Consider the following 21,599-nt stretch of genomic DNA (forward strand, 5'->3'; position numbering starts at 1 on the left):
GCAACACCGCCGAACACTCAGAACAGGGTCAAGGCCGGGTCGGGCTTCGCAACGACGATGTCGGGCGCAGGCATCGAGGCACTCGAAGACCGTTCGGCGAGACCGTGTTTGCGTAACAGCGGTTCGAGGCGAGCGGCCAGCCACGTCCGGTATTCGGGTGTGACGTACGCGCCACGGTCGTAGAGCTGGCGGTACTTTCGCACCAAAGCAGGGTGCTCGGCACCCAGCCATGACATGAACCATCCGCGCGTGCTGCCGCGCAGGTGCATCGGAAATGCCGTCACGCGGACCGCGCCCGAATCGGCGATCGCGGCGAGCAATCCGTCGAGGTGACTTGTCGAGTCGGTCAGGTACGGAATTACCGGTGCGACCATGACGTTGACAGCGAACCCCGCGTCGGTCACCGACCGGATGAGCTCCAGCCGTGCCTTCGGCGACGGCGTACCCGGCTCTATCTCCTTCTGCAACGCGTGGTCGTGAATGGCCAACGAGACGCCGATACGTACGTCGACATGCTGCGCCGCCAACGTGAGCAGCGGCAGGTCGCGCCGCAACAAGGTGCCTTTGGTGAGGATCGAGAAGGGCGTCCGCGATTCAGTGAGCGCACGAATGATGCCCGGCATCAACCGATATCGCCCCTCGGCGCGTTGGTACGGATCGGTGTTCGTACCGAGCGCGACCGTTTCCTGACGCCAGGATCGGCGGGCGAGTTCGCGGCGAAGCACCGCCGCGATGTTGGTCTTCACCACTAGCTGTGTATCGAAATCGCGACCGGAATCGAGCTCCAAATACTCGTGCGTCGGTCTGGCAAAGCAGTACCGGCACGCGTGCGAGCAGCCTCGCATCGGATTTATCGTCCAACCGAACGGCAGCTCCGACTCGACGGGCATCTTGTTGAGGGCGCTCTTGCACAGCACCTCATGAAACGTGATCCCCTCGAACTCTGGCGTTTGCACACTACGGACGAGGCCGGACCGCTCCAGACCGGGCAACGCACCCTCGTCCGCACCCAAGAGCTGGCCTTGCCACCGCATGGCTAAAGTCGAACATGCGTTCTATCCTGTGTCAAGGCGACGCCGCCGAAGTGCAGTTCATCACCATCATCACTGCGCCGTCCGCTATATTGACCCGAGGGGGCGCGGGGGCGTCAAGCACATATGCGGGGCGGATTGTCGTCGCGCTGACGAAAATTGGGGGGCAACACAAATGACAGATCTGACCGTGCACCTAGCCGGTATTCAGCAATTCGGCGACTCGGCGGCGAAGGCAGCCGCCCAGGTCGCTACCGCGGGTGCGTACGACCTGGCCGCCAACGTTGCGGCCTTGACGCCCGCACTCGGACTGATAGGCGCCGACTTTCTGGCCGCCTTCGCCCAAGCCCAGACCAATCACGCCCAGTCGGTAGCCGAGCTCGCGACCCACTTCAGCTCTACCGCGGTAGCGGCGTACGAGACGGCCGCGAATTACCAAGGCACCGACGATGCCACGACGGCTGCACTCAACTCTGCTGCGCAGGGCACGGTGACGGCATGAGCACCCAGGGCAATGCATCGACGGCATCCACTGTCACAGCTCCAACCACGCCGGCGCTGACTCCTCAGCAGCAGCTCGAGAATCTCCTGGGCTTCCCGTTGCCGACAATCCCTACTGTCGATCAGCTGTTGAAGCCGATAAACGACGCGTGGAGCAGCTTCGGCACCGGGTATCTCGCGAACCTGAATCCGTCCACGATTCTGACCGACTCGACCGCATTCATGAACGCCGCGCTCGAATTGGCAACCGGCGCAACAACCGTGCTCGATTCCGAATGGTCGAGCAATGCGGGGACCAACGCGACAGAAACCTCGAAGACGGCGGTCGCGTCAGGCGACAAGGTGAACGCGCAGGCCACCCAGATCTCGGGATTGACGACGAATGCGACGGCGACCGTTGCCGCGGGCAATGCCAATCTCGCAACCATCGCCGAGTCGTTCGTCGCGACTGCGGCCGCCGCCGCGCCGGTGATCTGGACTCCTCCCGGCCAGGCGATGATCATGGCCGCCGCGGCCGAACACATCTCCGCAGCACTGGAAGTCGTGCAGGGCACTCGTGCCAGCATGACGACACAGACAGCGCAGATGACAGAAGCCGGTCAAAAGGTCGAGACTCCAGCGCCGGTCGCGACCAACGGAACGCCCACGAACGCGGCGTCATCGACCAGAACGCCCTTCACGCTGGTCAAGTCGATTCTGACGAACGTCGGAAAGCCACTGATCACGACTGCGAATGCCGGTTCCAAGGTGGTGCTCGATTTCGTCCCGGGGGCGAACAAATCCACCACTACGGACCCGTCCAAGGCGACGGCCGACCTGTCCAAGGCGACCACCACCGCCCCTCAGCTGGCGACGACGGTTCAAGCCGGTGTCAGTCCGACCCAGAACTCGTCGAGCCTAAAATCATCCGACCCGTCAGCCACTACGCAGAAAAATCTGCAGCCGGGAACGATCAGTCAGCCGGGAACCACGGAAACGCACGCCGCGTCGGTTGCCAACACGCATGCCTCCACGGCGGCCGCGCCGAACGTCAGCTCGACTGGACTCGGCACCGGCGCAGGCATGATGCCGATGGCCGGCGCGCGCGCAGGCAACGACGAGCACCGATCGAACCAGAGCTATTTCGTCGACGCCGTCAACCGGACCGACGTGGTCGGTGATCTCGGCACGGTCGTCTCCCCCGTCATCGGAGCCGACATCTCCGAGGAGAACAACGGCGTCACCGAGGCTTGACGAAGCCCAACTCTTCGACTGCCGCCCGCTCGTGTTCGAGTTCGGCGACCGACGCGGAGATGCGTTGTTGGGAGAACTCAGCGATGTCGAGGCCCGGAACGATCGTGTATTCGCCGTCGGTACACGTCACAGGGAACGACGAGATCAAGCCCTCCGGCACCGAGTAGGAACCGTCGGAGCAGACAGCCATCGACACCCAGTTTGAGCCGTCCGTTCCCCGGACCCAATCACGGACGTGATTGATCGCGCCGTTGGCCGCACTTGCGGCGGACGACGCACCGCGGGCCTTGATGATCGCGGTGCCACGTTCCTGCACGGTCGGGATGAAATCGTGCTCGAGCCAGTCCGGGTCGTCCACGACCTCCAACGCCGGCCGCCCAGCGACCGTGGCGTGAAACAGGTCCGGGTACTGGGTGTTCGAGTGGTTGCCCCAGATCGCGACCCGTTCGATGTCGGCCGCTGCGGCGCCGGTCTTCTTCGCCAGCTGCGCGATCGCACGGTTGTGGTCGAGCCGAGTGAGCGCAGTGAACCTGGACCGTGGCACATCGGGAGCGTTGTTCATCGCGATGAGCGCGTTCGTGTTGGCGGGGTTGCCGACGACGAGAACCTTGACGTCGTCGTCGGAGACCGCGTTGATCGCCGAACCGTGGTCGGTGAAGATGGCACCGTTCGCCGCAAGCAGGTCCGACCGCTCCATGCCCTTCGTTCGCGGACGTGCGCCAACGAGGAGCGCGATGTTCGCGCCTTCGAAGGCAACCTTGGGGTCGTCGGTGATGTCGATCGACGAAAGTAGTGGATACGCCCCGTCTTCGAGCTCCATGGCCACACCTTCGAGCGACGCGACGGCAGCCGGAATCTCGAGGAGCCGCAGCCGAATCGGTGCATCCCGACCGAGCATCGCCCCACCCGCGATCCGAAACAGGAGCCCGTACGCAATCTGACCGGATGCTCCGGTAACGGTCACGGTGACTGGCGTAGTACCCACAGCGATGCCCTCCCTGCTAGCCGACTCCCCCAACTGTATTAAGTCGGCCGACCAGTCTGGCAGCCAGATTGCCTGTGAGAGTGCTCTCAGCTCGTCGACGCCGCCGCAAACGGGACCGACGAGTGGGAGACCTGCGCCGGTCGAGTCGGGTGCCGCCACAGGCCGCGTCGCTCGAGAATCGGGAGCACTCCCTCGCCGAACCAGTACGCCTCCTCCAGGTGCGGGTACCCGGACAGGATGAAATGTGAGATGCCGAGGCTCGCGTACTCGGCGAGGCGGTCCGCAACCTCCTCGTGCGAGCCGACCAACGCCGTTCCCGCGCCACCGCGGACCAGTCCGACGCCTGCCCAGAGGTTCGGGCCGATCTCGAGCCGGTCCGTGCTGCCGCCGTGCAACTCGCGCATCCGCCGCTGACCCTCGGATTCGCTCCGAGCGAGACTTGCTTGCACCCGTTCGACTGCTGCGGGGTCGATCGCGGCAAGCAGTCGGTCCGCCTCGGCCCACGCCTGCTCGGACGTATCGCGGCTGATCACATGAATTCGCAAGCCGTAGTCCAGCATTCGACCGTGGTCGACGGCGAGCCCGCGAATCCATTCGAGTTTCTTCGCCACCGCGGCGGGCGGTTCGCCCCACGTCAGGTAGGTGTCGGCGTAGCGCGCCGCGACCGGACCTGCCGGCCCCGAGGACCCACCGAAGAACACCGGCGGCACCGGATCGGGTTGCCTGCCGAGTGCGGCTTGCTCGATGTGGATGTGGTTGCCCTTGAACGTGACCGGTGTCGGCGATGTCCACAACTGGCGCACGACATCGAGGAACTCGCCGCAACGTTCGTAGCGCTCGTCCTTGCTCAGGAAGTCGCCGTAGGCCTCCTGCTCGTGCTTCTCGCCGCCGGTGACGACGTTGAGCAGCAACCGCCCGCGTGACTGCCACTGGAAGGTCGTCGCCATCTGCGCGGCCAGCGTCGGACTGAGCAAACCAGGCCGGAATGCTACGAGAAACTTCAGCGTCTCGGTCGTCTCGACCATCATCGCCGTGGTGAGCCACGCGTCTTCGCACCATGCGCCGGTAGGCGTCAGCACGGCCTCGAAACCGTTGTCTTCTGCGGCAGAACCGATTTGGTTCAGGTAACGCAGGTCCGCAATTCGGTCGCCCGACATCGACGTCCCGTGCCCGCCGGCAACGAGGTTGCGTGAATCGCCGTAGGTCGGCAGGAACCAGTGAAACTTCAGGGTCATCGGAGCACTCCAATGTTGGTACAACACATGTCTGTTCAGTCCTGTCAGATCAAGCCGTGCCGAGGCGGCGGCTCGTTGTGGAGCACGACCCGGCCGATGTGCTGGTACTTCCAGCGCACCGGGTCGTGCAAGGTGTGCGTGCGGGCATTGCGCCAGTGCCGATCCAGATCGAGATCCGCCGCGGCCGAACGGGTACCGGAGACCTCGAACAACGCCGCCGACACCACCATGGCGCTCTTCTCGGCGACGATCTTCGCCACTGCCACAGCGACCGACGCAGCTGAGGCGTGCTGCTCGTCCGGTTCAGCGAACGCGAGATCGACCGCGCGACCGGCGGTCTCGAGTGTCGCCTCCGCGCTGGCAACTGCGACGGCCAATTCGCCGAATCGCTGGACCAGCAGTGGGTCCTCGATGGCCCGATCGACTTTCGCCTCGAACCACGGTCGGCTTTTCGTCCGCGCAAACTCGGCGGCGTCGTCGAGCGCTGCGCGCGCGATGCCGACATCGATTGCCGTGTGCAGCAATTGAGCGAACGCACCGTAACTTGTCGGACCGTCGAATGCCGGCGAGCGTCGAACGACCCATTCCGGTTGCACCGCAACATCGTTCAACGTCACCGTCCCGCTGCCGGTCAGTCGCTGACCGAGCCCGTTCCAGTCGTCGACCACGGTGAGGCCGGCAGCGTCTGCCGGGACGTAGAGGATGTAGTCCCCTGCCGGTAGAGCAGAGAGGCGTCGCGGATCGTGCAACCGCGCCAACACCGGAATCCAATGCGCGAACAGCGTTCCAGTGCAGTAATACTTCTCGCCATCGAGCCGAAATCCGCCCGACCCGTCCGGCGTGAACGTCGTGGCGATGTCGGTGAGCGTCTTGCCGCCACGCTCGGATTGCGCATTGGCAAACCGCCTGCCGCGCAGAACTTCCGCAAAGAAGAAACGCTGCTGTTCCGTGGTCGCCGCGACCTTCAACAGCTGGACGTACACGAAGTGACTCTGCGGGATCTGCGCAATGTTCGGGTCTGCCGTCGCCAGAGTCCGCAGCACCTCGGCAAGCGCCGACGGCGAAATATCCGCGCCGCCGAACTCGGCAGGCACGGTGGCGCCGTAAATCCCGGACCGTGACAGTTCGTCGATCTCGGCCGCAGGCAGTCGACGCTCTCGATCCCGGTCCGCAGCGTCTATCGCGAACCGTTGCGCAAGCGTCCGCGCAACCGAGACCGCCTCTGCCGCACTGGAAACCAGTGCGGCGTCGAGGAATGCGGTCATGCGAGCAACGGCTCCAGCTCGCGCTCTTGGTCGGCTTCCAGTTCACGAACCAACGGCAGCACTCGCGCACCGAAGTACTCGATCTCCTCCTGGAAGTGCAGGAACCCGCCGAGGATCAGGTCGACGCCACGACGGCGGTATTCGACGATGCGCTCGGCGATCTGCTCGGGCGTGCCGATGAGCTGACTACGGAATCCGTCGTTGTATTGGACGAGATCTTCGAACGTGGAGTCGGCCCACATCCCCTTCTTGTCGGCCGTCGATGCGCCTGCTTGCTGCACGGCTCCGCGGAAGCCCTCCACCGCAGGCTTGTTCGCCTTCTCGATGATCTCGCGCAACGTGTCACGCGCCTCGGCCTCGGTGTCGCGAGCGATGATGAAGCCGTTGAGCCCGAATTTCACTTCACGCTTGTGCGCGCGAGCGACATCCCGCACGTCGATGAGTTGCTCGGTGACGCCGTCGAAGTCCTTGCCGTTGCTGAAGTACCAGTCCGAGTACTTGCCCGCATTCTGGCGGGCGGCCGCAGAGTTGCCGCCCTGGAACAGTTCCGGATTCGGTCGCTCAGGTGTGTTGAGCGGCTTCGGCTTCAAGGTGAAGTCGTGGATTCGGTAGAAATCGCCACGGAAGTCGACCTCGTCCTCGGTCCAGATCTTGCGCAGGACCTGCAAGAACTCGGCGCTGCGCCGGTAGCGCTCGTCGTGCTCGAGCCACGGCTCGCCGAGGTGGGTGAACTCGTCCTTGAACCAGCCGCTGACGACGTTCACGGCAAATCGCCCGTTGGACAGGTGATCTGCGGTCGCACCGAGCTTCGCGAGGACGGCCGGCTGCCACAGGCCGGGGTGTACGGCGGCGATGACCTTGAGCCGCTCTGTCGCGAGCAGCAGAGCAAGGCTGAAGCTCGTCGATTCGTGCTGGTACTCGGCGCCGTAGCTCGCCTCGTAGCGGACCTGGCTCAGCGCGTACTCGAAGCCGTTGTTCTCGGCCGTCTGCGCGAGCTTCTTGTTGTATTCGTAATCCCAGCTGGTGCGCTGCTCGATGGTCGACGTGACGAGGCCGCCACTGACATTCGGCACCCAGTAGGCGAACTTGATCTCGTCTGCGATGCGTTCGGTACTCATAGTCGACGAGTCTCGCGACCGGAAGCGAATCACCCAACCCATGCGCGTTGCACGAGTGAAACCCTTGACAGCACAGACGGTCGAGTCAGTCGACCAGCCCGGCAACCTCGGCGTCGGTGAGCGTCGTCTCAGAGCTGCGGGCGGCGTCGAGGGCGAGACGCATGGCGCGATAGAGCGGACGCTCCCCCAGTACCGCGTCCCGAGCCTCGGCACGAAGCTGTTGCACCAGAACGGAAGCCATCGCCGCGGCAGGGACCAGTTCGCTGGCATCGAGCGCGTCGGCCACGCCGCGCAGCGCCCGAACCGGCAGCTCGCGACCCGCGTCGTCGAGATACATGGCGAGCGGGATCGTCACGAAGTTGCGACCGTCACCGATCCGGAGAATGACCAGATTCACTCGTGCCGCACGGACCGACAGTTCGACGGTGACGGCCTCGGCGACGTCGACCTTGTGCGAGAAGAAGGCCCGGCGCTCATGAATCACAGTTCCGGACAACATTATTCGAGCACGCAGCGTGAGCAGGATCACGATGACGACGGGCAGGCCGACCACCAGACCGATGATGATCGCGATCATTGCCGGTACGAACAGATACGCCACGAATCCGGCAACGACACCACCGAGCGCGAACAGCGCCGCGGTCCGGAGCAGCCGCGGCGCTATTTGAGCTGGTGAAAGCAGATTCAGCGGGATCGTGTCAGCGCTTGCCAACGAGGGCTCCTACGGTCTCGACGATCGTGTCCAGCGAAACTTGTTGCTGCTCTCCGGTGCCGAGATCTTTCAGCCCGATCGTGCCGTCGGCGAGGTCGCGTTCGCCGAGCACCAACGCGATCCGCGCGCCCGAGCGATCGGCAGCCTTCATCGCACCCTTCACCCCGCGACCGCCGTAGGAAATGTCGGCTCGAATTCCCTTGGCGCGCAATTGCGAAATGACGACGAAGAGCTTGGCCTTCGCCTGATCGCCCAACGGCACACCGAATACCTCGCACCGGGCAACTTCCCCGGCTGTCTTGCCTTCCGCGGTCAGCGCCAGAATCGTTCGGTCGATGCCGAGGCCGAACCCGATGCCCGAAAGGGGCTGCCCGCCAAGCTGAGCCATCAGACCGTCGTAGCGGCCGCCGCCGCCGATTCCCGACTGTGCACCCAGACCGTCGTGGACGAATTCGAACGTGGTCTTCGTGTAGTAGTCGAGGCCACGGACCATCCGAGGATTGACCGTGTAGGCGACGCCAAGCGCGTCCAGGTGCCCGAGTACCTCGTCGAAGTGCGCCTTCGCCGACTCGGACAGGTGGTCGATCATCAGCGGCGCATCGGCGGTCAGCGCCTTGACCTCGGGACGCTTGTCGTCGAGAACACGCAACGGATTGATCTCCGCGCGGCGCCTCGTTTCGTCGTCCAACGGCAGTCCGAACAGAAACTCCTGCAACAACTCCCGATACTGCGGACGACACGTGTCGTCGCCGAGGGAGGTGATTTCCAGCCGGAATCCGTCGAGTCCGAGCCCGCGAAATCCGGCGTCGGCCACCGCGATGACCTCGGCGTCCAGCGCCGGATCGTCGACGCCGATGGCCTCGACACCCACCTGCTGCAACTGCCGGTAACGCCCGGCCTGCGGCCGCTCGTAGCGAAAGAACGGACCCGAGTAGCTCAACTTCACCGGAAGCTGACCGCGGTCGAGACCGTGCTCGATGACCGCGCGCATCACACCGGCGGTGCCTTCGGGGCGCAACGTGACGCTGCGATCGCCACGGTCGGCGAAGGTGTACATCTCCTTGCTGACCACGTCCGTCGATTCGCCGACGCCGCGCGCGAACAGCGATGTGTCCTCGAAGACGGGCAGTTCGATGTGCGAGTAACCGGCGAGCCGCGCGGCCTTCGTCAGGCCGTCCCGGACTGCGACGAACTCCGCCGACGCCGGTGGCACGTAGTCGGGTACCCCCTTCGGGGCCGCAAAGGTGCTCGGCTTGTTCACGTTGACAGGGTACGGCGAGCAGCCAGTAAGCCTCGTCTCAGGTACGGATGGCAGACTCTAACCTCGGTCTGGACATATTCTGCGCATTGGAGGACAACAAGAGTGCCCACGAATGAACAGCGACGTGAAGCGGCGAAGCGCAAGTTGGAGCGCCAGCTCACGCGACGCGCCCAACGAGCGCGTAAGCGGAAGCAGCTCACGATTGCAGGTTCGATTCTGGCGGTCGTCGCTGTCGTAGCCGGTGGCGCCCTCGTGTACGTGTTGACCAAGAGCGATGGCAGTGTCGCGGTCAAGTGTGAATACCCCGCGAGCCCGCCCAGCCAGCCCGCCGCGAAGAAGGTCGACCCGCCCAGCACCGATGGTGTGAAGAAGAGTGACGACACCTATGACGTGACGATGGATACCAGTCAAGGGCCCATCGGCCTCGTCCTGGACAACTCCAAGTCGCCCTGCACGGTGAACAGCTTCCTCAGCTTGGTGAAGCAGAACTACTTCGACGGCACGACGTGCCACCGCCTGACCAACTCCGCGCAATTGAAGGTCCTGCAATGCGGCGATCCGAGCGGCACCGGCGCAGGCGGCCCCGGCTACAGCTTCGCGGACGAATACCCGATCTCGAAGGATCCGACCGCGATGGTTGTCGGTGACTACAAGCGCGGCACCCTCGCGATGGCGAACGCCGGTCCCGACACGAATGGGAGCCAGTTCTTCCTCGTCTTCGGCGATACCGATCTGCCGCCGGACTACACGAAATTCGGCACCATCGACGAAGCGGGCTTGCAGACCTTGGACAAGATCGCAGCAGGCGGCATCACTCCCGGTGACCGTGGACCAGAAGACGGCAAGCCTGTGCTGCCGGTGGACGTGAAGACCGTGGTGAAGAACTGATGCGCAAACTTGTGATTGCACTGGCGTGTCTCGGCGTGCTCGCCACCGCGGCCTGCGGCGACGACGACAAGTCGTCCAGCGTCGCCGACAAGACGTCCACGAAGGCCCCGACGAGCGCCACCACCAGCGCCGCCGCTGAAAAGGGCGAATGCGAGTACCCGGCAGATTCCGAAAAGGCGTCGAAGCCGGTGCAACCGCCGTCGGCCAACCCTGATGCGAGCGAAAAGACCGCGACCGCGACGATCGAGACGAGCCAAGGCAACATCGGCCTCACCTTCGACGCTGCCAAGGCGCCTTGCACGGTCCACAGCTTCATCAGCCTCGCAAAACAGGGCTACTACAACTCGACGCCGTGCCACCGCCTAACCGCGGCCGAGTCTCTCTCGGTCCTGCAGTGCGGCGATCCGTCGGGCACCGGTAGCGGCGGTCCGGGCTACTCGTTCGGCGACGAATACCCGATCCCGAAGGACCCGACGGCAACCGTCACCGCCAACTACAAGCGCGGCACCCTGGCGATGGCCAACGCCGGACCCGACACCAACGGAAGCCAGTTCTTCCTCGTGTACGCCAATTCGACGTTGCCGCCGGACTACACGATCTTCGGCACCATCGACGACGAAGGCCTGCAAACGCTCGACAAGATCGCGGCTGAAGGAATCGTTGCCGGCCAGCGCGGTCCGACCGACGGCAAGCCCAAGTCAGGCGTCGAGATCAAGACCGTAACGATCGCCTAAGCAGCGGAGGTCACGCGGTAGACGTCGTAGACGCCTTCGACGTTGCGGACGACGTTCAGCACGTGACCGAGGTGTTTCGGGTCGCCCATCTCGAAGGTGAACTTGGAGATGGCGACTCGATCACCTGACGTCGTCACCGACGCCGACAGGATGTTGACGCGCTCGTCGGCGAGGACCTTGGTGACGTCGGACAGCAACCTATGCCGATCGAGCGCTTCGATCTGGATGGCAACGAGGAATACCGAGGACGGCGACGGCGCCCACTCGACCTCGATGATCCGTTCTTCCTGTTCACGAAGCGAGCCCGCGTTCGTACAGTCTGTGCGGTGCACGCTGACCGCGCCGCCGCGAGTGACGAAGCCGAGAATTTCGTCGCCGGGGACGGGCGTACAACACTTCGCGAGTTTCGCGACTGTGCCAGGCGCTCCGGGGATCAGGATGCCCGCGTCACCGGTGGGACGTGAACGAACAGGCGGATTCGACGGCGTCGACCGCTCGGCAAGCTCTTCCTCGACGTCACCCTCGCCGCCGAGCTGGGCGACGAGCCGCTGGACAACATGCTGGGCGGAGACGTTGCGCTCGCCGATCGCGGTGTAGAGAGCCGAGACGTCGGCATAGCGAAGTTCGTGCGCGATGGCAGCCATGGATTCGGCATTCATCAAGCGCTGCAGCGGAAGTCCGACGCGGCGGACCTCCTTGCCGATCGCATCCTTGCCTGCCTCGAGTGCTTCTTCGCGGCGTTCCTTCGCGAACCACTGCCGAATCTTGGCCTTTGCCCGCGGCGAGACGACGAACGTCTGCCAGTCCCGGCTCGGGCCTGCATTGGCTGCCTTCGAGGTGAACACCTCGACTGCTTCGCCGTTCTCCAGCTCACGTTCGAGTGCGACCAATCGACCGTTCACCCGGGCACCGATACATCGGTGCCCCACCTCGGTGTGGACCGCGTAGGCGAAATCGACGGGCGTCGACCCCGCGGGCAGCGTGATGACATCGCCCTTCGGGGTGAACACGAAGATTTCCTTGACCGCGAGGTCGTAGCGCAACGACTCGAGGAACTCACCCGGATCGGCGGCCTCCCGCTGCCAGTCGAGCAGCTGCCGCATCCACGCCATGTCGTCGACTTCGGCGATATCAGCGTGCTTGGCAGCATCCTTGCCACGCAGCTCCTTGTACCGCCAGTGCGCGGCGATGCCGAACTCGGCGGTCCGGTGCATGTCGGTGGTCCGGATCTGGACCTCGAGCGGCTTACCCTCGGGCCCGACGACCGTGGTGTGCAACGACTGGTAGACGCCGTAGCGAGGCTGCGCAATGTAATCCTTGAACCGCTGCGCCATCGGCTGCCACAGCGAGTGCACGACGCCGACGGCCGCATAGCAGTCGCGGATCTCGTCGCACAGGATCCGCACGCCGACCAGGTCATGTATGTCGTCGAAGTCGCGGCCTTTGACGATCATCTTCTGATAGATCGACCAGTAGTGCTTGGGCCTGCCCTCCACCACCGCATTGATCCGCGACGCGGCGAGCGTTGCGTTGATCTCGGTGCGAACGGCCGCGAGGTAGATGTCGCGCGACGGTGCGCGGTCGGCGACGAGGCGCACGATCTCTTCGTACTTCTTGGGGTGCAGGATCGCGAACGACAGATCCTCGAGCTCCCACTTGACGGTCGCCATTCCGAGCCGATGGGCAAGCGGCGCAATGACTTCGAGGGTTTCCTTCGCCTTCTTTGCCTGCTTCTCGGGCGAGAGGAACCGCATGGTTCGCATATTGTGCAACCGGTCGGCAACCTTGATGACGAGCACTCGAGGATCACGCGCCATTGCGATGATCATCTTGCGAATCGTCTCGGCCTCGGCCGCGTTGCCCAGGTTGACCTTGTCCAGCTTGGTGACACCGTCGACCAGATGGGCGACCTCGTCGCCGAAATCGTCTGTCAGCTGGGCGAGCGAGTATCCGGTGTCTTCGACCGTGTCGTGCAGCAACGCTGCGACCAACGTGGTCGTATCCATACCGAGCTCGGCCAGGATGGACGCCACAGCGAGCGGGTGCGTGATGTACGGATCGCCGGACTTGCGCATCTGGTCCGCGTGCCGTTCAGCAGCAACATCGTAGGCACGCTGCAACAGCGAAAGATTCGCCTTCGGGTACAGCTCCTTGTGGACGGCGACGAGCGGTTCGAGCTCCGGGGTGACCGCGGTGTGCCGCTGCGCGGTGATGCGACGCGCGAGACGAGCACGAACCCGTCGCGACGCCGAAGTAGGAACGGGCGCAGGCGCGACCGGCTCGGCGGCGGGAACTGGCGCGGCAGCGGCGTCCGCCTCGAGTTTCGAGCCTTCGACTTGCGCATTGTCGAGATGCTGAGTCACGGAAGTCACCTCCTCATCCACCACGGTGTAGACACCGTTTGTTCAACTCTAATCCTCAGAGTTGCAACAGCGCCGTCAGCGGTGCCATTCCGGACGCCTCTGCAACTTTGCCGCGCCCGCCGAGGAAGCTCAGCTCCAGCACGACCGCCGTGGCGACGACGGTGGCGCCTGCGGCAATCACGAGCTCGGCAGCGGCAGCGAGGGTGCCACCGGTCGCCAGAACGTCGTCGATTATCAGCACCCGTCGGCCGCGAAGATCCAGACCGTCTGCAGGGAGTTCGAGGCGCGCGGTGCCGTATTCGAGATCGTATTCGCGCGACAGGACCGGCGGCGGCAATTTGCCGCCCTTACGTACAGCAAGCAGCCCGCAACCTCGTGCGTTCGCCACTCCCCCGCCCAACAGAAAGCCTCTGGCGTCGATTCCGGCAATAACGTCGGCATCGGGACCGATTTCGGCGAGGGCATCGACAACCGCGGCGAACCCTGTTGCTTCGGCGAAAACCGGAGTGAGGTCGGCGAATCTGACCCCGGCAACCGGGAAGTCGTCAGCCCACCGAGTAAGGCGGCTCACCGCAGCCGCGGCGGCCGACGCTGCAGGCGATTCCGTCATTTCCGCAGGACCCAACGGTCCATGTTCCAGCCCGCCCCAGCCTTCGAGAGATTCTTGATGCCCCCACCCAGACCGTCGGCGAAGGCGGTCGTGCGAGGCTGATCGAAGAGCGGGATCGATGGCATTTCACTCCACAGCAACGACTCCCCGTCGACCGACAGCCGCAACTGAGTGTTGTCGTTGCCGTCGGACAGCAGGTTGTCCACGATCTGGTTGAAGCGCGGATTGTCGAACCGGCCGTAGTTCGTGCCGGAACCGCCGCGCAACGCGATCAGTGCGTCGGTGTTGAGCGCCGACCCCGCCGGACCGCTCACAGAACCGATGCCTGCGAGAACTGCGTCGACCTGATCGTCCCGCAACGCCGTTGCATTGAAGTCCGGCGACGAGACGTCCTGCACCGTGATCCCAGCGGGCGCGCACGCCTCGGTGATCAGCCGCACGGTCTGCGCCCTTCGCTCGTCGGGAGCGATGTAGCCGATCCGAATCGTCGGCGCGGTCACGCCGGACGCGGTCAGTGCTGCCTGCGCGGCTGGGACGTCGCCGCCCGGGTACTTGCCCGCCTCGGTCGCAGCGACCGTCGGGTAGATCAGCGTGTCGGACTGGACGATGCGCGAGTTCGACACCCCGGACCCTGGACCCTGCGAGCGGTTGTAATCCGGATGCCCGACCTCGTCGAACAGCTTCTGCCGTGGCACGCACGACGCGAATGCTCGCCGGGCGTCGACGGATGCGAAAACGCCCTGGGTCGAGAGCACCAGTTGCTCGACACTGCGGGACGGATCGTTGACGGCGGTGAATCCCGACAACTGCAGGTCCTGCACCGACTTGGCGCCCAGATCGACCACCTCGACCGCACCGGAATCGATCTTGTCCTTCATGTCGGCGCGCTTGCCGAAGATCGCAATCCGCGGCGTCGCAGGCTTTTCGCCCCACCACCGTTCGTTGGCGACCAACACCAAACCGTCGTCCTCGCTGAAGGATTCGATGCGGTACGGCCCTGAGGACGGGAACAGCGAGAGGTCGAGGTCGCCGGGAGCGAGCTTCCACCCGTTGTTCCAGAAGTCAGCGATTCTGGCGAGGGCTTCGGCATCGCCCGACTGCAGCACCGACTCGATGTTCGGAACATTCGCCACGCGGGCAGCAACGTGGGACGGCATCACTTCGGTCGCTGAAAAGAGCGTCTTCCAATTGGCGAAACCGCGGCCCGGCCGAAACACGACCGTCGCGTCCTTCGACCCAGGCTGGCAATCGACCCGCTCGATATCGGCGTAGCCAGCCGTGTCTGCGGCATCGAAGAGCGGGACCGTGTTGCCACGGTCGTCGTTACGCGTGAACTTTCCACTGCGCGCAGCCCACGTCAGCGCGAGATCCTCGCATGTGGTCGGCACGCCGTCGGAGTAGACACCCGCACTGTTGAGCCGATACTGGATCGTCAACGTCTCGCCCGGCACCACGCTGGCGGTGCCGAAATCGGTGTCCGCCACCGACTGCCCGAAGGGCGCCGTATACGTCATTCCGGTCAGTACTCGCGGAAACGCTTGCGGCGCAGCACTGTACGCACCTTGCGAGGTGTTCCCGTTGTAGGTGGTGATGGGGTTGTCGACCGCGTAGCCGATCGACGGAACCTGAGTGTTGCTGGAACAACTCGTCAGTGCACCCGCTGCGAGCACACCGACGACCACCGCACCGACTACCGGAATGCGCATGTCAGTGCCTCTTCTTTTGCCGCTTTCCCGTAGGTCTGGCCCCCGGTTTCGGCGTGTGCGGCGCTACGGGTGTTGCCTTCACCGTCGACACGACGCCCGATGCGACCGCGGGAGTCCGCGTCGTCGTCCCGCCGGTCTCCCGACGAGCGAGCACCTTCTTGGTGTGTGCAGCCACTGGACCCCAGCGCTCCTTAATCGACACCAGCAACGGCGTCGCGAAGAAGATCGACGAATACGCGCCGACGATCATGCCGACGAGTTGGACCAAGGCTAGATCCTTCAACGTGCCGACACCGAGAAGCCACACCGCAATCACGATCAATCCGATAACCGGCAGCACGCCGATGAGAGTCGTATTGATCGATCGCATCAGGGTCTGGTTGATCGCGAGGTTCGCTTGCTCGGCATAGGTCCGCTTCGTCAGATGCAGCACACCGCGCGTGTTCTCCTCGACCTTGTCGAACACGACGACGGAGTCGTACAGCGAGAAACCGAGGATCGTCAGCAAGCCGATGATCGTCGCCGGCGTCATTTCGAAGCCGACGATCGAATACACCCCAGCGGTCACGCTCATATCGAAGAACAGCGCCGCAAGGGCCGCGAGGGCCATGTCTCGCTCGAAGCGGATCGCGATGTACAGCGTCACAAGGACCAGGAACACCCCAAGGGCAATCAGCGCCTTCTTGGTGATCTGGCTACCCCAGGTCTCGCTCACATCGGAGTTGCTGATCTCGTTGCGGCTCGGGTTGCCGTCTTTGTCCTTCGGCTGGAACTTGGCGAACAGCGCGTCGGTCAGTTTGTTGACCTGCTCGCTGTCCAGCGCTTCCGAGCGGATCTCGAACGATTTCGCCGCGCCCGACCCGACGGTCTGGACGGAAACGGGATCAGTGCCGATCGTTTCCGCGTAGACATCCTCGACCTGGGTCGTACTCACGCCGTCGACTGCTGGCAGTTGGATTTTCGAGCCGCCCTCGAAGTCGATGCCGAGGGTGAAGCCGCGGAAAACGATGCTGAGCAACGAGATCAGGACGATGGCGCCGGTGAGTGCGTAGTAGAACTTGCGGCGACCGACGATCTCGAAGGCCCCAGTACCGGTGTACAGCCTGGAGAGAAACCCGTGCTTGGGAAGTGAAGTCTGGTCGACGACCGAGTCGTCGATTGCGTTGTCGGCCATGTCAGATTCCCTTCGCAGTCGCGCCGGCCACAGCCCTGCGCTCCTTGGCGACCTGTTGAACGGCGCCGAGACCGTTGACCGAGGGCTTGGACCAGAACGCCGACCGTGACGCCAAAGACACCAGCGGCCAGGTCACCAGGAAGACGACTGCGATATCGAGCAGTGTCGTCAGACCGAGGGTGAACGCGAAGCCTTTGACCTGCCCGACGGCGAGGATGTACAGCACAACAGACGAAATCAAGCTCACCGCGTTGCCGGACAGAATTGTCCGCCGCGCCCGCACCCACCCTCTCGGTACGGCAGAGCGGAAACTTCGCCCTTCTCGCATTTCGTCCTTAATTCGTTCGAAGAACACCACGAACGAGTCGGCAGTCATACCGATACCGATGATCAAACCAGCGATGCCTGCAAGGTCGAGAGTGAAGTTGATATAGCGCCCGAGCAGCACCAGGATCCCGTACACCATGACGCCGGACAGCACCAACGACAAAGCGGTGAGAATGCCGAGCATTCGGTAGTAGATGAGGCAGTAGAGCAACACGACGATCAGGCCGATCGCGCCCGCGAGCAGACCGGACCGTAGCGACGCGAGTCCCAGTGTCGCCGAGACTGTTTCGGCCTCCGACTGCGAGAACGACAGCGGCAGCGAGCCGTATTTCAGCGTGTTCGCCAGCGCCTTCGCGGCGGTGGCCGTGAAGTTTCCGGTGACCTGCGTCGTGCTGCCCGCAGGCGTGGCGCCCCGAATCGTCGGCGCACTGACGACGCGGGTGTCGAGGGTGAAGGCCGCGCGCTTGCCGATGTTCTCCCTGGTGAACTTCGCCCAGGTCTCGCTACCGCCCGACTTGAACGTGATGTTGACGACGTTCTGCGACGAGTTCGTGTCGAAAGCGAACTGCGCGTCGTTGATTTCCTGACCGTCGATGAGCGTTTTGTCCAGCAGCAGCTTCTCGCCGCCTTCACCGCAGGTGACGAGCGGTAGTTCTGGCTTGTCGTTGCCTGCCAGCGGGTCGGGTTTGTTGCAATCGAGCTCGGCCATCGCCTTCGCTTGGATCGCCGGGTCCGAACTCTGGCGCAACGCGATGGCGGCCTCGATCTCCTGCCTCGCCTTCTCGGCGGGGCTCAGATTGGGGTTCGGCTGTGGCGTCGGAGTCGGCTGCTGATTCGGTGCAGGCGTCTCGGTGTTGGGCGGCGCCGGCGTCGGAGTCGGAGGATCTTGCGCCGGGAACGGCCGATTCTGTGCGGCTGGCGGCGTCAAACCCGGAATGGACGAAAGATCGGGGCTTGCGCTCGGCGTCGGAAGGACCGGCCGAATGTAGAGCCGCGCGGTCTGGCCGAGGGTGCGCGCCTGCGAGCTGTCCTTACCCGGAACAGTGATCACCAGGTTGTCGCCATCGATGAGCACCTCGGACCCCGCGACACCGAGGCCGTTGACGCGATCCTCGATGATCTCCTGCGCCTGTTTCAGCGAATCCTGGCTCGGCTTGCTGCCATCGGGGGTCCGGGCGGTCAGGGTGACCCTGGTGCCGCCCTGCAGATCGATGCCGAGCTTCGGCGTCGCCGATTTGCTTCCAGTGAAGAAGATGAGCAAGTAGACCAGCGCAACCATCGCTGCGAAGATCATTAGCGCAGGTCCAGGACGCGCCGATCCCTGGGAAGAAGCCACAGTCGGTTTATCTCCTCGATAGCGTGTTGCCGCGACGAACGATGCCTAGCGCCGAGCGTGCAGCCCGCGCGACGGCAGTCAGTCCTTGTTGAGCCGCGGTTCGGATCCGGCTGATGTGTCTTGATCGGTGGCGTCCGCGGCGTCCTTCACAACGGTGTCAGTCGCCTCTGTTGCGGCGGTGTCGCTCGACTCGTCGCCGTAGGCGTCTTCCTCGATGACCTCTTTGACCGCGGCACGCGACCAGGTGGTCACAACGTCGACTGCAATTTCGACGTCAACCGTGTCAGCGTCAACCTCGACGATGATTCCCTGCACTCCACAGGTCATCAGCACGCGGTTGCCCACAGTCAACAGGGCCTGCATCTCGGCTGTGCTTTGCATCTCGCGCTTCTGCCGACGCATTGCGAGGAACATCGGAACCAACAAAGCAACGAGCAACAGTGGAAATAGGTATTCCATCGCGGATGTCAGTCCTCAGGCGTTTGGGAACATGGCTTTACCCCAGCTCTAAGCCAGGGCAGTACCCCAGTCTGCCATGAGCGAGCTCGATGACCCTCAGCCGCCGAGGCCGTACTTGAGAATCCACTCTGCTTCAGCGTCGGTCCCGGGCATCGAATTGGTCGAATAACCATGCTCGCGCACCGTTTCTTCGACGAGATACGCGGGTTCGTCGGGTAGCTTGCGCCACTTCGCCCGCACGTCAGGAGCGCCCTCGGCCTCGTCGTTCACCACAACGAAATTCTATTCGAACAAGCCCATTTGCGGCTCGTTCGCCCGGACCTCTATACCGCCGATCGCGAGGTCGGGCGGTGGTACCAGGCCCAGGTGCTCCCAGGCCGCCGCCGTCGCGACCCGACCACGCGGCGTCCGCGCGATCATTCCCGCGCGGACCAGGAAGGGCTCGCACACCTCTTCGACGGTCGCCGGTTCCTCACCGACCGCCACCGCAAGGGTCGAGACACCGACAGGGCCGCCACCGAAGCTGCGGACGAGCGCGCTCAACACCGAGCGGTCCAGCCGGTCCAGACCGAGCCTGTCGACGTCGTAGACCGCCAACGCAGCCTGTGCGACCGCCTTGGTGATGACTCCGTCTTCGCGGACCTCGGCATAGTCGCGCACTCGTCGCAGCAAGCGGTTCGCGATACGCGGCGTACCTCGTGAGCGCCCCGCGATCTCCTTCGCCGCGTCCTCCCCCAGCCTCGCACCGAGAATTCGGGCCGACCGCGCAAGGATCTGCTGCAGTTCGCCGCGATCGTAGAAGTCCATATGTGCGGTGAAGCCGAAACGGTCGCGCAGCGGACCGGTCAACGCACCAGACCGCGTCGTCGCCCCTACGAGGGTAAACGGAGCAACCTCCAACGGAATCGACGTTGCCCCCGGCCCCTTGCCGACCACGACGTCGACCCGGAAATCCTCCATCGCGAGATAGAGCATCTCCTCGGCAGGACGAGCGATTCGATGAATTTCGTCGATGAATAGGACGTCGCCTTCGACCAAGTTGCTCAGCATGGCGGCGAGGTCGCCCGCACGTTCGAGCGCGGGGCCGGAGGTGAGTCGAAGTGCGGTCCCGAGTTCGGCCGCGATGATCATTGCCATGCTGGTCTTGCCGAGGCCTGGCGGCCCGGACAGCAGAATGTGGTCGGGCGTGCTCCCCCGCCCCTTCGCTCCATGGAGAACCAGTTGAAGCTGTTCACGAACCCTTGGCTGACCGATGAAGTCGTGCAACGACTTCGGCCGCAAGCTGGCATCGACATCGCCATCGGACGTCAAATAGCTTGGCGTGACCTGCGATTCATCGTCGGTCACAGTCATCGATTCCTACCTAGCAGCGACAGCGCAGACCTGAGCGCTGAAGCTGTGGTCGCGTCGGGATCGGCAGCCAGCACCGAATCCGTTGCCTGCTCAGCCTGTTTCGCGGGGAACCCGAGCCCGGTGAGCGCTTCGACAATATGGTCGCGAACCGGACCTGTCGCCACCGGCGCAACCGAACCCGCGGGTCCGGCATGCACAGGGACAGCTTCGACCTTGTCGCGCAGTTCGACGACCAACCGCTCTGCGCCGCGCTTGCCGATGCCCGGCACGCGCATGAGCGCAGTGTGATTGCCCTCCGCGAGCGCCTTCCGCAAGGCCTCCGGTTCGAGAACCGCAAGCACTGCCATCGCCAGCCTCGGGCCGACGCCCGACACGGTCTGCAGGAGGCCGAACAGGTCGCGCGATTCGGTGTCGGCGAACCCGAACAGCGTCATCGAGTCTTCGCGAACGATCATCGCCGTCACGAGCCGGGCCTCTTCGCCGCGACGCAAGGTCGCGAGGGTCGACGGAGTCGCGTTGAGTCGGTAGCCGACGCCAGAAGCCTCGATCACCACATGATCGAGAGCAATTTCGAGCACTTCACCTCGGACGGATGCAATCACCTGACCCGCGCCTCCTTTCGAACCTGAGCCACCTTGGCTTCGTAACGCTTCTTCTGTTCCAGCGCAGCAGCTTCCGCTTGCGCCATGCGCTCCAACATCGGGGCACGCCAGCAATGGCAGATCGCCAAGGCAAGTGCGTCCGCAGCGTCGGCAGGGGTTGGCTTGACCTGCAAACCAAGGATGCGAGTGACCATCGTCGTCACCTGGTTCTTGTCTGCGGCGCCGTTGCCGGTCACTGCTGACTTGACCTGGCTCGGCGTATGAAACGCGACTGGGATCCCCCGCCGCGCAGCCGCCAGCGCAACCACACCGCCCGCTTGAGCAGTTCCCATCGCCGTGCGCACGTTGAGCTGGGAAAACACGCGCTCGATCGCGACCGCGTTCGGCTTATGGGTGTCCATCCAATATTCCGCGGCATCGGCAATCATGAGCAACCGTTGCGCCAATTCCATGTCTGCCGGCGTGCGGACGACATCGACATCCAGCGCCGTGACCGTGCGGCCTTTGCCCGTCTCGATCAGGCTGAGCCCGCACCTCGTGAGCCCTGGGTCGACACCCATTACCCGCACGCGAACTCCCCTCAACCATTACGAACAGCTGTTCGAGAGCTTAGCGGTCAGGGCCGACAAAATGCCGAAGCGACACGTCGGGCAACCGGCGCCTGTCGAGCGGTGTCACGATTTTCCCGCGAGCGGTGTCTTGGAGC

At 64.1% G+C, this 21,599-nt stretch carries 21 protein-coding genes; 4 read left to right on the forward strand and 17 right to left on the reverse strand.

Translation table 11 applies throughout. The features are described 5' to 3' along the window. Window positions 1–17: 17 nt before the first annotated feature. Window positions 18–1,034 (reverse strand): Rv2578c family radical SAM protein, encoded by a 1,017-nt coding sequence (locus FGL95_RS01050; protein ID WP_169584325.1) that lies wholly within the window; start codon window positions 1,032–1,034, stop codon window positions 18–20. A 172-nt stretch (window positions 1,035–1,206) separates the two neighbouring features. On the opposite strand from FGL95_RS01050, the gene FGL95_RS01055 reads away from it, so the two are divergent. Next, window positions 1,207–1,533 carry a type VII secretion target gene (locus tag FGL95_RS01055; RefSeq protein WP_169584326.1) on the forward strand — a complete coding sequence of 109 codons (327 nt, stop codon included), beginning with the start codon at window positions 1,207–1,209 and terminating at the stop codon, window positions 1,531–1,533. Continuing rightward, window positions 1,530–2,765 carry a hypothetical protein gene (locus tag FGL95_RS01060; RefSeq protein ID WP_169584327.1) on the forward strand — a complete coding sequence of 412 codons (1,236 nt, stop codon included), beginning with the start codon at window positions 1,530–1,532 and terminating at the stop codon, window positions 2,763–2,765. The genes FGL95_RS01055 and FGL95_RS01060 overlap by 4 nt, the downstream gene beginning before the upstream one ends. On the opposite strand, the gene FGL95_RS01065 is transcribed toward FGL95_RS01060, so the two are convergent. From FGL95_RS01065 to hisS, 6 genes are all read right to left on the reverse strand, one after another. Further along, a complete protein-coding gene (locus tag FGL95_RS01065; protein WP_169584328.1) occupies window positions 2,752–3,750 on the reverse strand; it encodes a malate dehydrogenase in 999 nt (332 codons plus the stop codon). The two genes, FGL95_RS01060 and FGL95_RS01065, sit on opposite strands and share 14 nt — an antisense overlap. Before the next feature lie 86 nt (window positions 3,751–3,836). Further along, on the reverse strand, window positions 3,837–4,985 hold the full coding sequence (locus tag FGL95_RS01070; RefSeq protein ID WP_169584329.1) for an LLM class flavin-dependent oxidoreductase: 1,149 nt from the start codon (window positions 4,983–4,985) through the stop codon (window positions 3,837–3,839). 44 nt (window positions 4,986–5,029) lie between these two features. Next, window positions 5,030–6,250: an SfnB family sulfur acquisition oxidoreductase gene (locus FGL95_RS01075; protein WP_169584330.1), complete on the reverse strand. Its 1,221-nt coding sequence runs from the start codon at window positions 6,248–6,250 to the stop codon at window positions 5,030–5,032. Beyond that, window positions 6,247–7,368 (reverse strand): dimethylsulfone monooxygenase SfnG, encoded by a 1,122-nt coding sequence (sfnG, locus tag FGL95_RS01080; protein WP_169584331.1) that lies wholly within the window; start codon window positions 7,366–7,368, stop codon window positions 6,247–6,249. The genes FGL95_RS01075 and sfnG overlap by 4 nt, the downstream gene beginning before the upstream one ends. Before the next feature lie 85 nt (window positions 7,369–7,453). Continuing rightward, window positions 7,454–8,080, reverse strand: coding sequence for a hypothetical protein (locus FGL95_RS01085; RefSeq protein ID WP_169584332.1), 627 nt, complete (start codon window positions 8,078–8,080; stop codon window positions 7,454–7,456). Continuing rightward, the gene (gene hisS / locus FGL95_RS01090) at window positions 8,067–9,341 is read right to left on the reverse strand and encodes a histidine--tRNA ligase (protein ID WP_169584333.1); all 1,275 of its coding nucleotides are present in this window, start codon (window positions 9,339–9,341) and stop codon (window positions 8,067–8,069) included. The genes FGL95_RS01085 and hisS overlap by 14 nt, the downstream gene beginning before the upstream one ends. A 102-nt stretch (window positions 9,342–9,443) precedes the next feature. Here hisS and FGL95_RS01095 point away from each other — a divergent pair, with 102 nt between their 5' ends. Together FGL95_RS01095 and FGL95_RS01100 are read left to right on the forward strand one after the other, a co-directional pair. Continuing rightward, on the forward strand, window positions 9,444–10,229 hold the full coding sequence (locus FGL95_RS01095; RefSeq protein WP_169584334.1) for a peptidylprolyl isomerase: 786 nt from the start codon (window positions 9,444–9,446) through the stop codon (window positions 10,227–10,229). Beyond that, window positions 10,229–10,963, forward strand: a complete 735-nt coding sequence (locus FGL95_RS01100) for a peptidylprolyl isomerase (RefSeq protein ID WP_169584335.1) — start codon at window positions 10,229–10,231, stop codon at window positions 10,961–10,963. Before FGL95_RS01095 ends, FGL95_RS01100 begins: the two co-directional genes overlap by 1 nt. Here the strand turns inward: FGL95_RS01100 and FGL95_RS01105 are convergent. From FGL95_RS01105 to ruvC, 10 genes are all read right to left on the reverse strand, one after another. Next, window positions 10,960–13,326 carry a RelA/SpoT family protein gene (locus FGL95_RS01105; protein ID WP_169584336.1) on the reverse strand — a complete coding sequence of 789 codons (2,367 nt, stop codon included), beginning with the start codon at window positions 13,324–13,326 and terminating at the stop codon, window positions 10,960–10,962. The genes FGL95_RS01100 and FGL95_RS01105 overlap by 4 nt on opposite strands. 55 nt (window positions 13,327–13,381) lie before the next feature. Then, window positions 13,382–13,936 (reverse strand): adenine phosphoribosyltransferase, encoded by a 555-nt coding sequence (locus FGL95_RS01110; RefSeq protein WP_169584337.1) that lies wholly within the window; start codon window positions 13,934–13,936, stop codon window positions 13,382–13,384. Beyond that, the gene (locus FGL95_RS01115; RefSeq protein ID WP_169584338.1) at window positions 13,933–15,642 is read right to left on the reverse strand and encodes an ABC transporter substrate-binding protein; all 1,710 of its coding nucleotides are present in this window, start codon (window positions 15,640–15,642) and stop codon (window positions 13,933–13,935) included. Before FGL95_RS01115 ends, FGL95_RS01110 begins: the two co-directional genes overlap by 4 nt. Window position 15,643: 1 nt before the next feature. Further along, window positions 15,644–16,816, reverse strand: a complete 1,173-nt coding sequence (gene secF / locus FGL95_RS01120) for a protein translocase subunit SecF (protein ID WP_169584339.1) — start codon at window positions 16,814–16,816, stop codon at window positions 15,644–15,646. 1 nt (window position 16,817) lies between these two features. Beyond that, window positions 16,818–18,479, reverse strand: a complete 1,662-nt coding sequence (gene secD / locus FGL95_RS01125) for a protein translocase subunit SecD (RefSeq protein WP_420838003.1) — start codon at window positions 18,477–18,479, stop codon at window positions 16,818–16,820. A 78-nt stretch (window positions 18,480–18,557) separates the two neighbouring features. Continuing rightward, a complete protein-coding gene (gene yajC / locus FGL95_RS01130) occupies window positions 18,558–18,938 on the reverse strand; it encodes a preprotein translocase subunit YajC (protein ID WP_169584340.1) in 381 nt (126 codons plus the stop codon). Between the two features lie 96 nt (window positions 18,939–19,034). Then, complete coding sequence (locus FGL95_RS01135) at window positions 19,035–19,211, reverse strand: hypothetical protein (RefSeq protein WP_169584341.1); 177 nt, start codon at window positions 19,209–19,211, stop codon at window positions 19,035–19,037. A gap of 9 nt (window positions 19,212–19,220) precedes the next feature. Further along, the gene (ruvB, locus tag FGL95_RS01140) at window positions 19,221–20,291 is read right to left on the reverse strand and encodes a Holliday junction branch migration DNA helicase RuvB (protein WP_169584342.1); all 1,071 of its coding nucleotides are present in this window, start codon (window positions 20,289–20,291) and stop codon (window positions 19,221–19,223) included. Beyond that, window positions 20,288–20,893 carry a Holliday junction branch migration protein RuvA gene (gene ruvA, locus FGL95_RS01145; protein ID WP_169584343.1) on the reverse strand — a complete coding sequence of 202 codons (606 nt, stop codon included), beginning with the start codon at window positions 20,891–20,893 and terminating at the stop codon, window positions 20,288–20,290. Before ruvA ends, ruvB begins: the two co-directional genes overlap by 4 nt. Further along, window positions 20,890–21,462 (reverse strand): crossover junction endodeoxyribonuclease RuvC, encoded by a 573-nt coding sequence (ruvC, locus tag FGL95_RS01150; RefSeq protein WP_169584344.1) that lies wholly within the window; start codon window positions 21,460–21,462, stop codon window positions 20,890–20,892. The genes ruvA and ruvC overlap by 4 nt, the downstream gene beginning before the upstream one ends. Window positions 21,463–21,599 lie beyond the last annotated feature (137 nt).

This window comes from Antrihabitans stalactiti, from assembly GCF_012932915.1.
GTDB lineage: Bacteria > Actinomycetota > Actinomycetes > Mycobacteriales > Mycobacteriaceae > Antrihabitans > Antrihabitans stalactiti.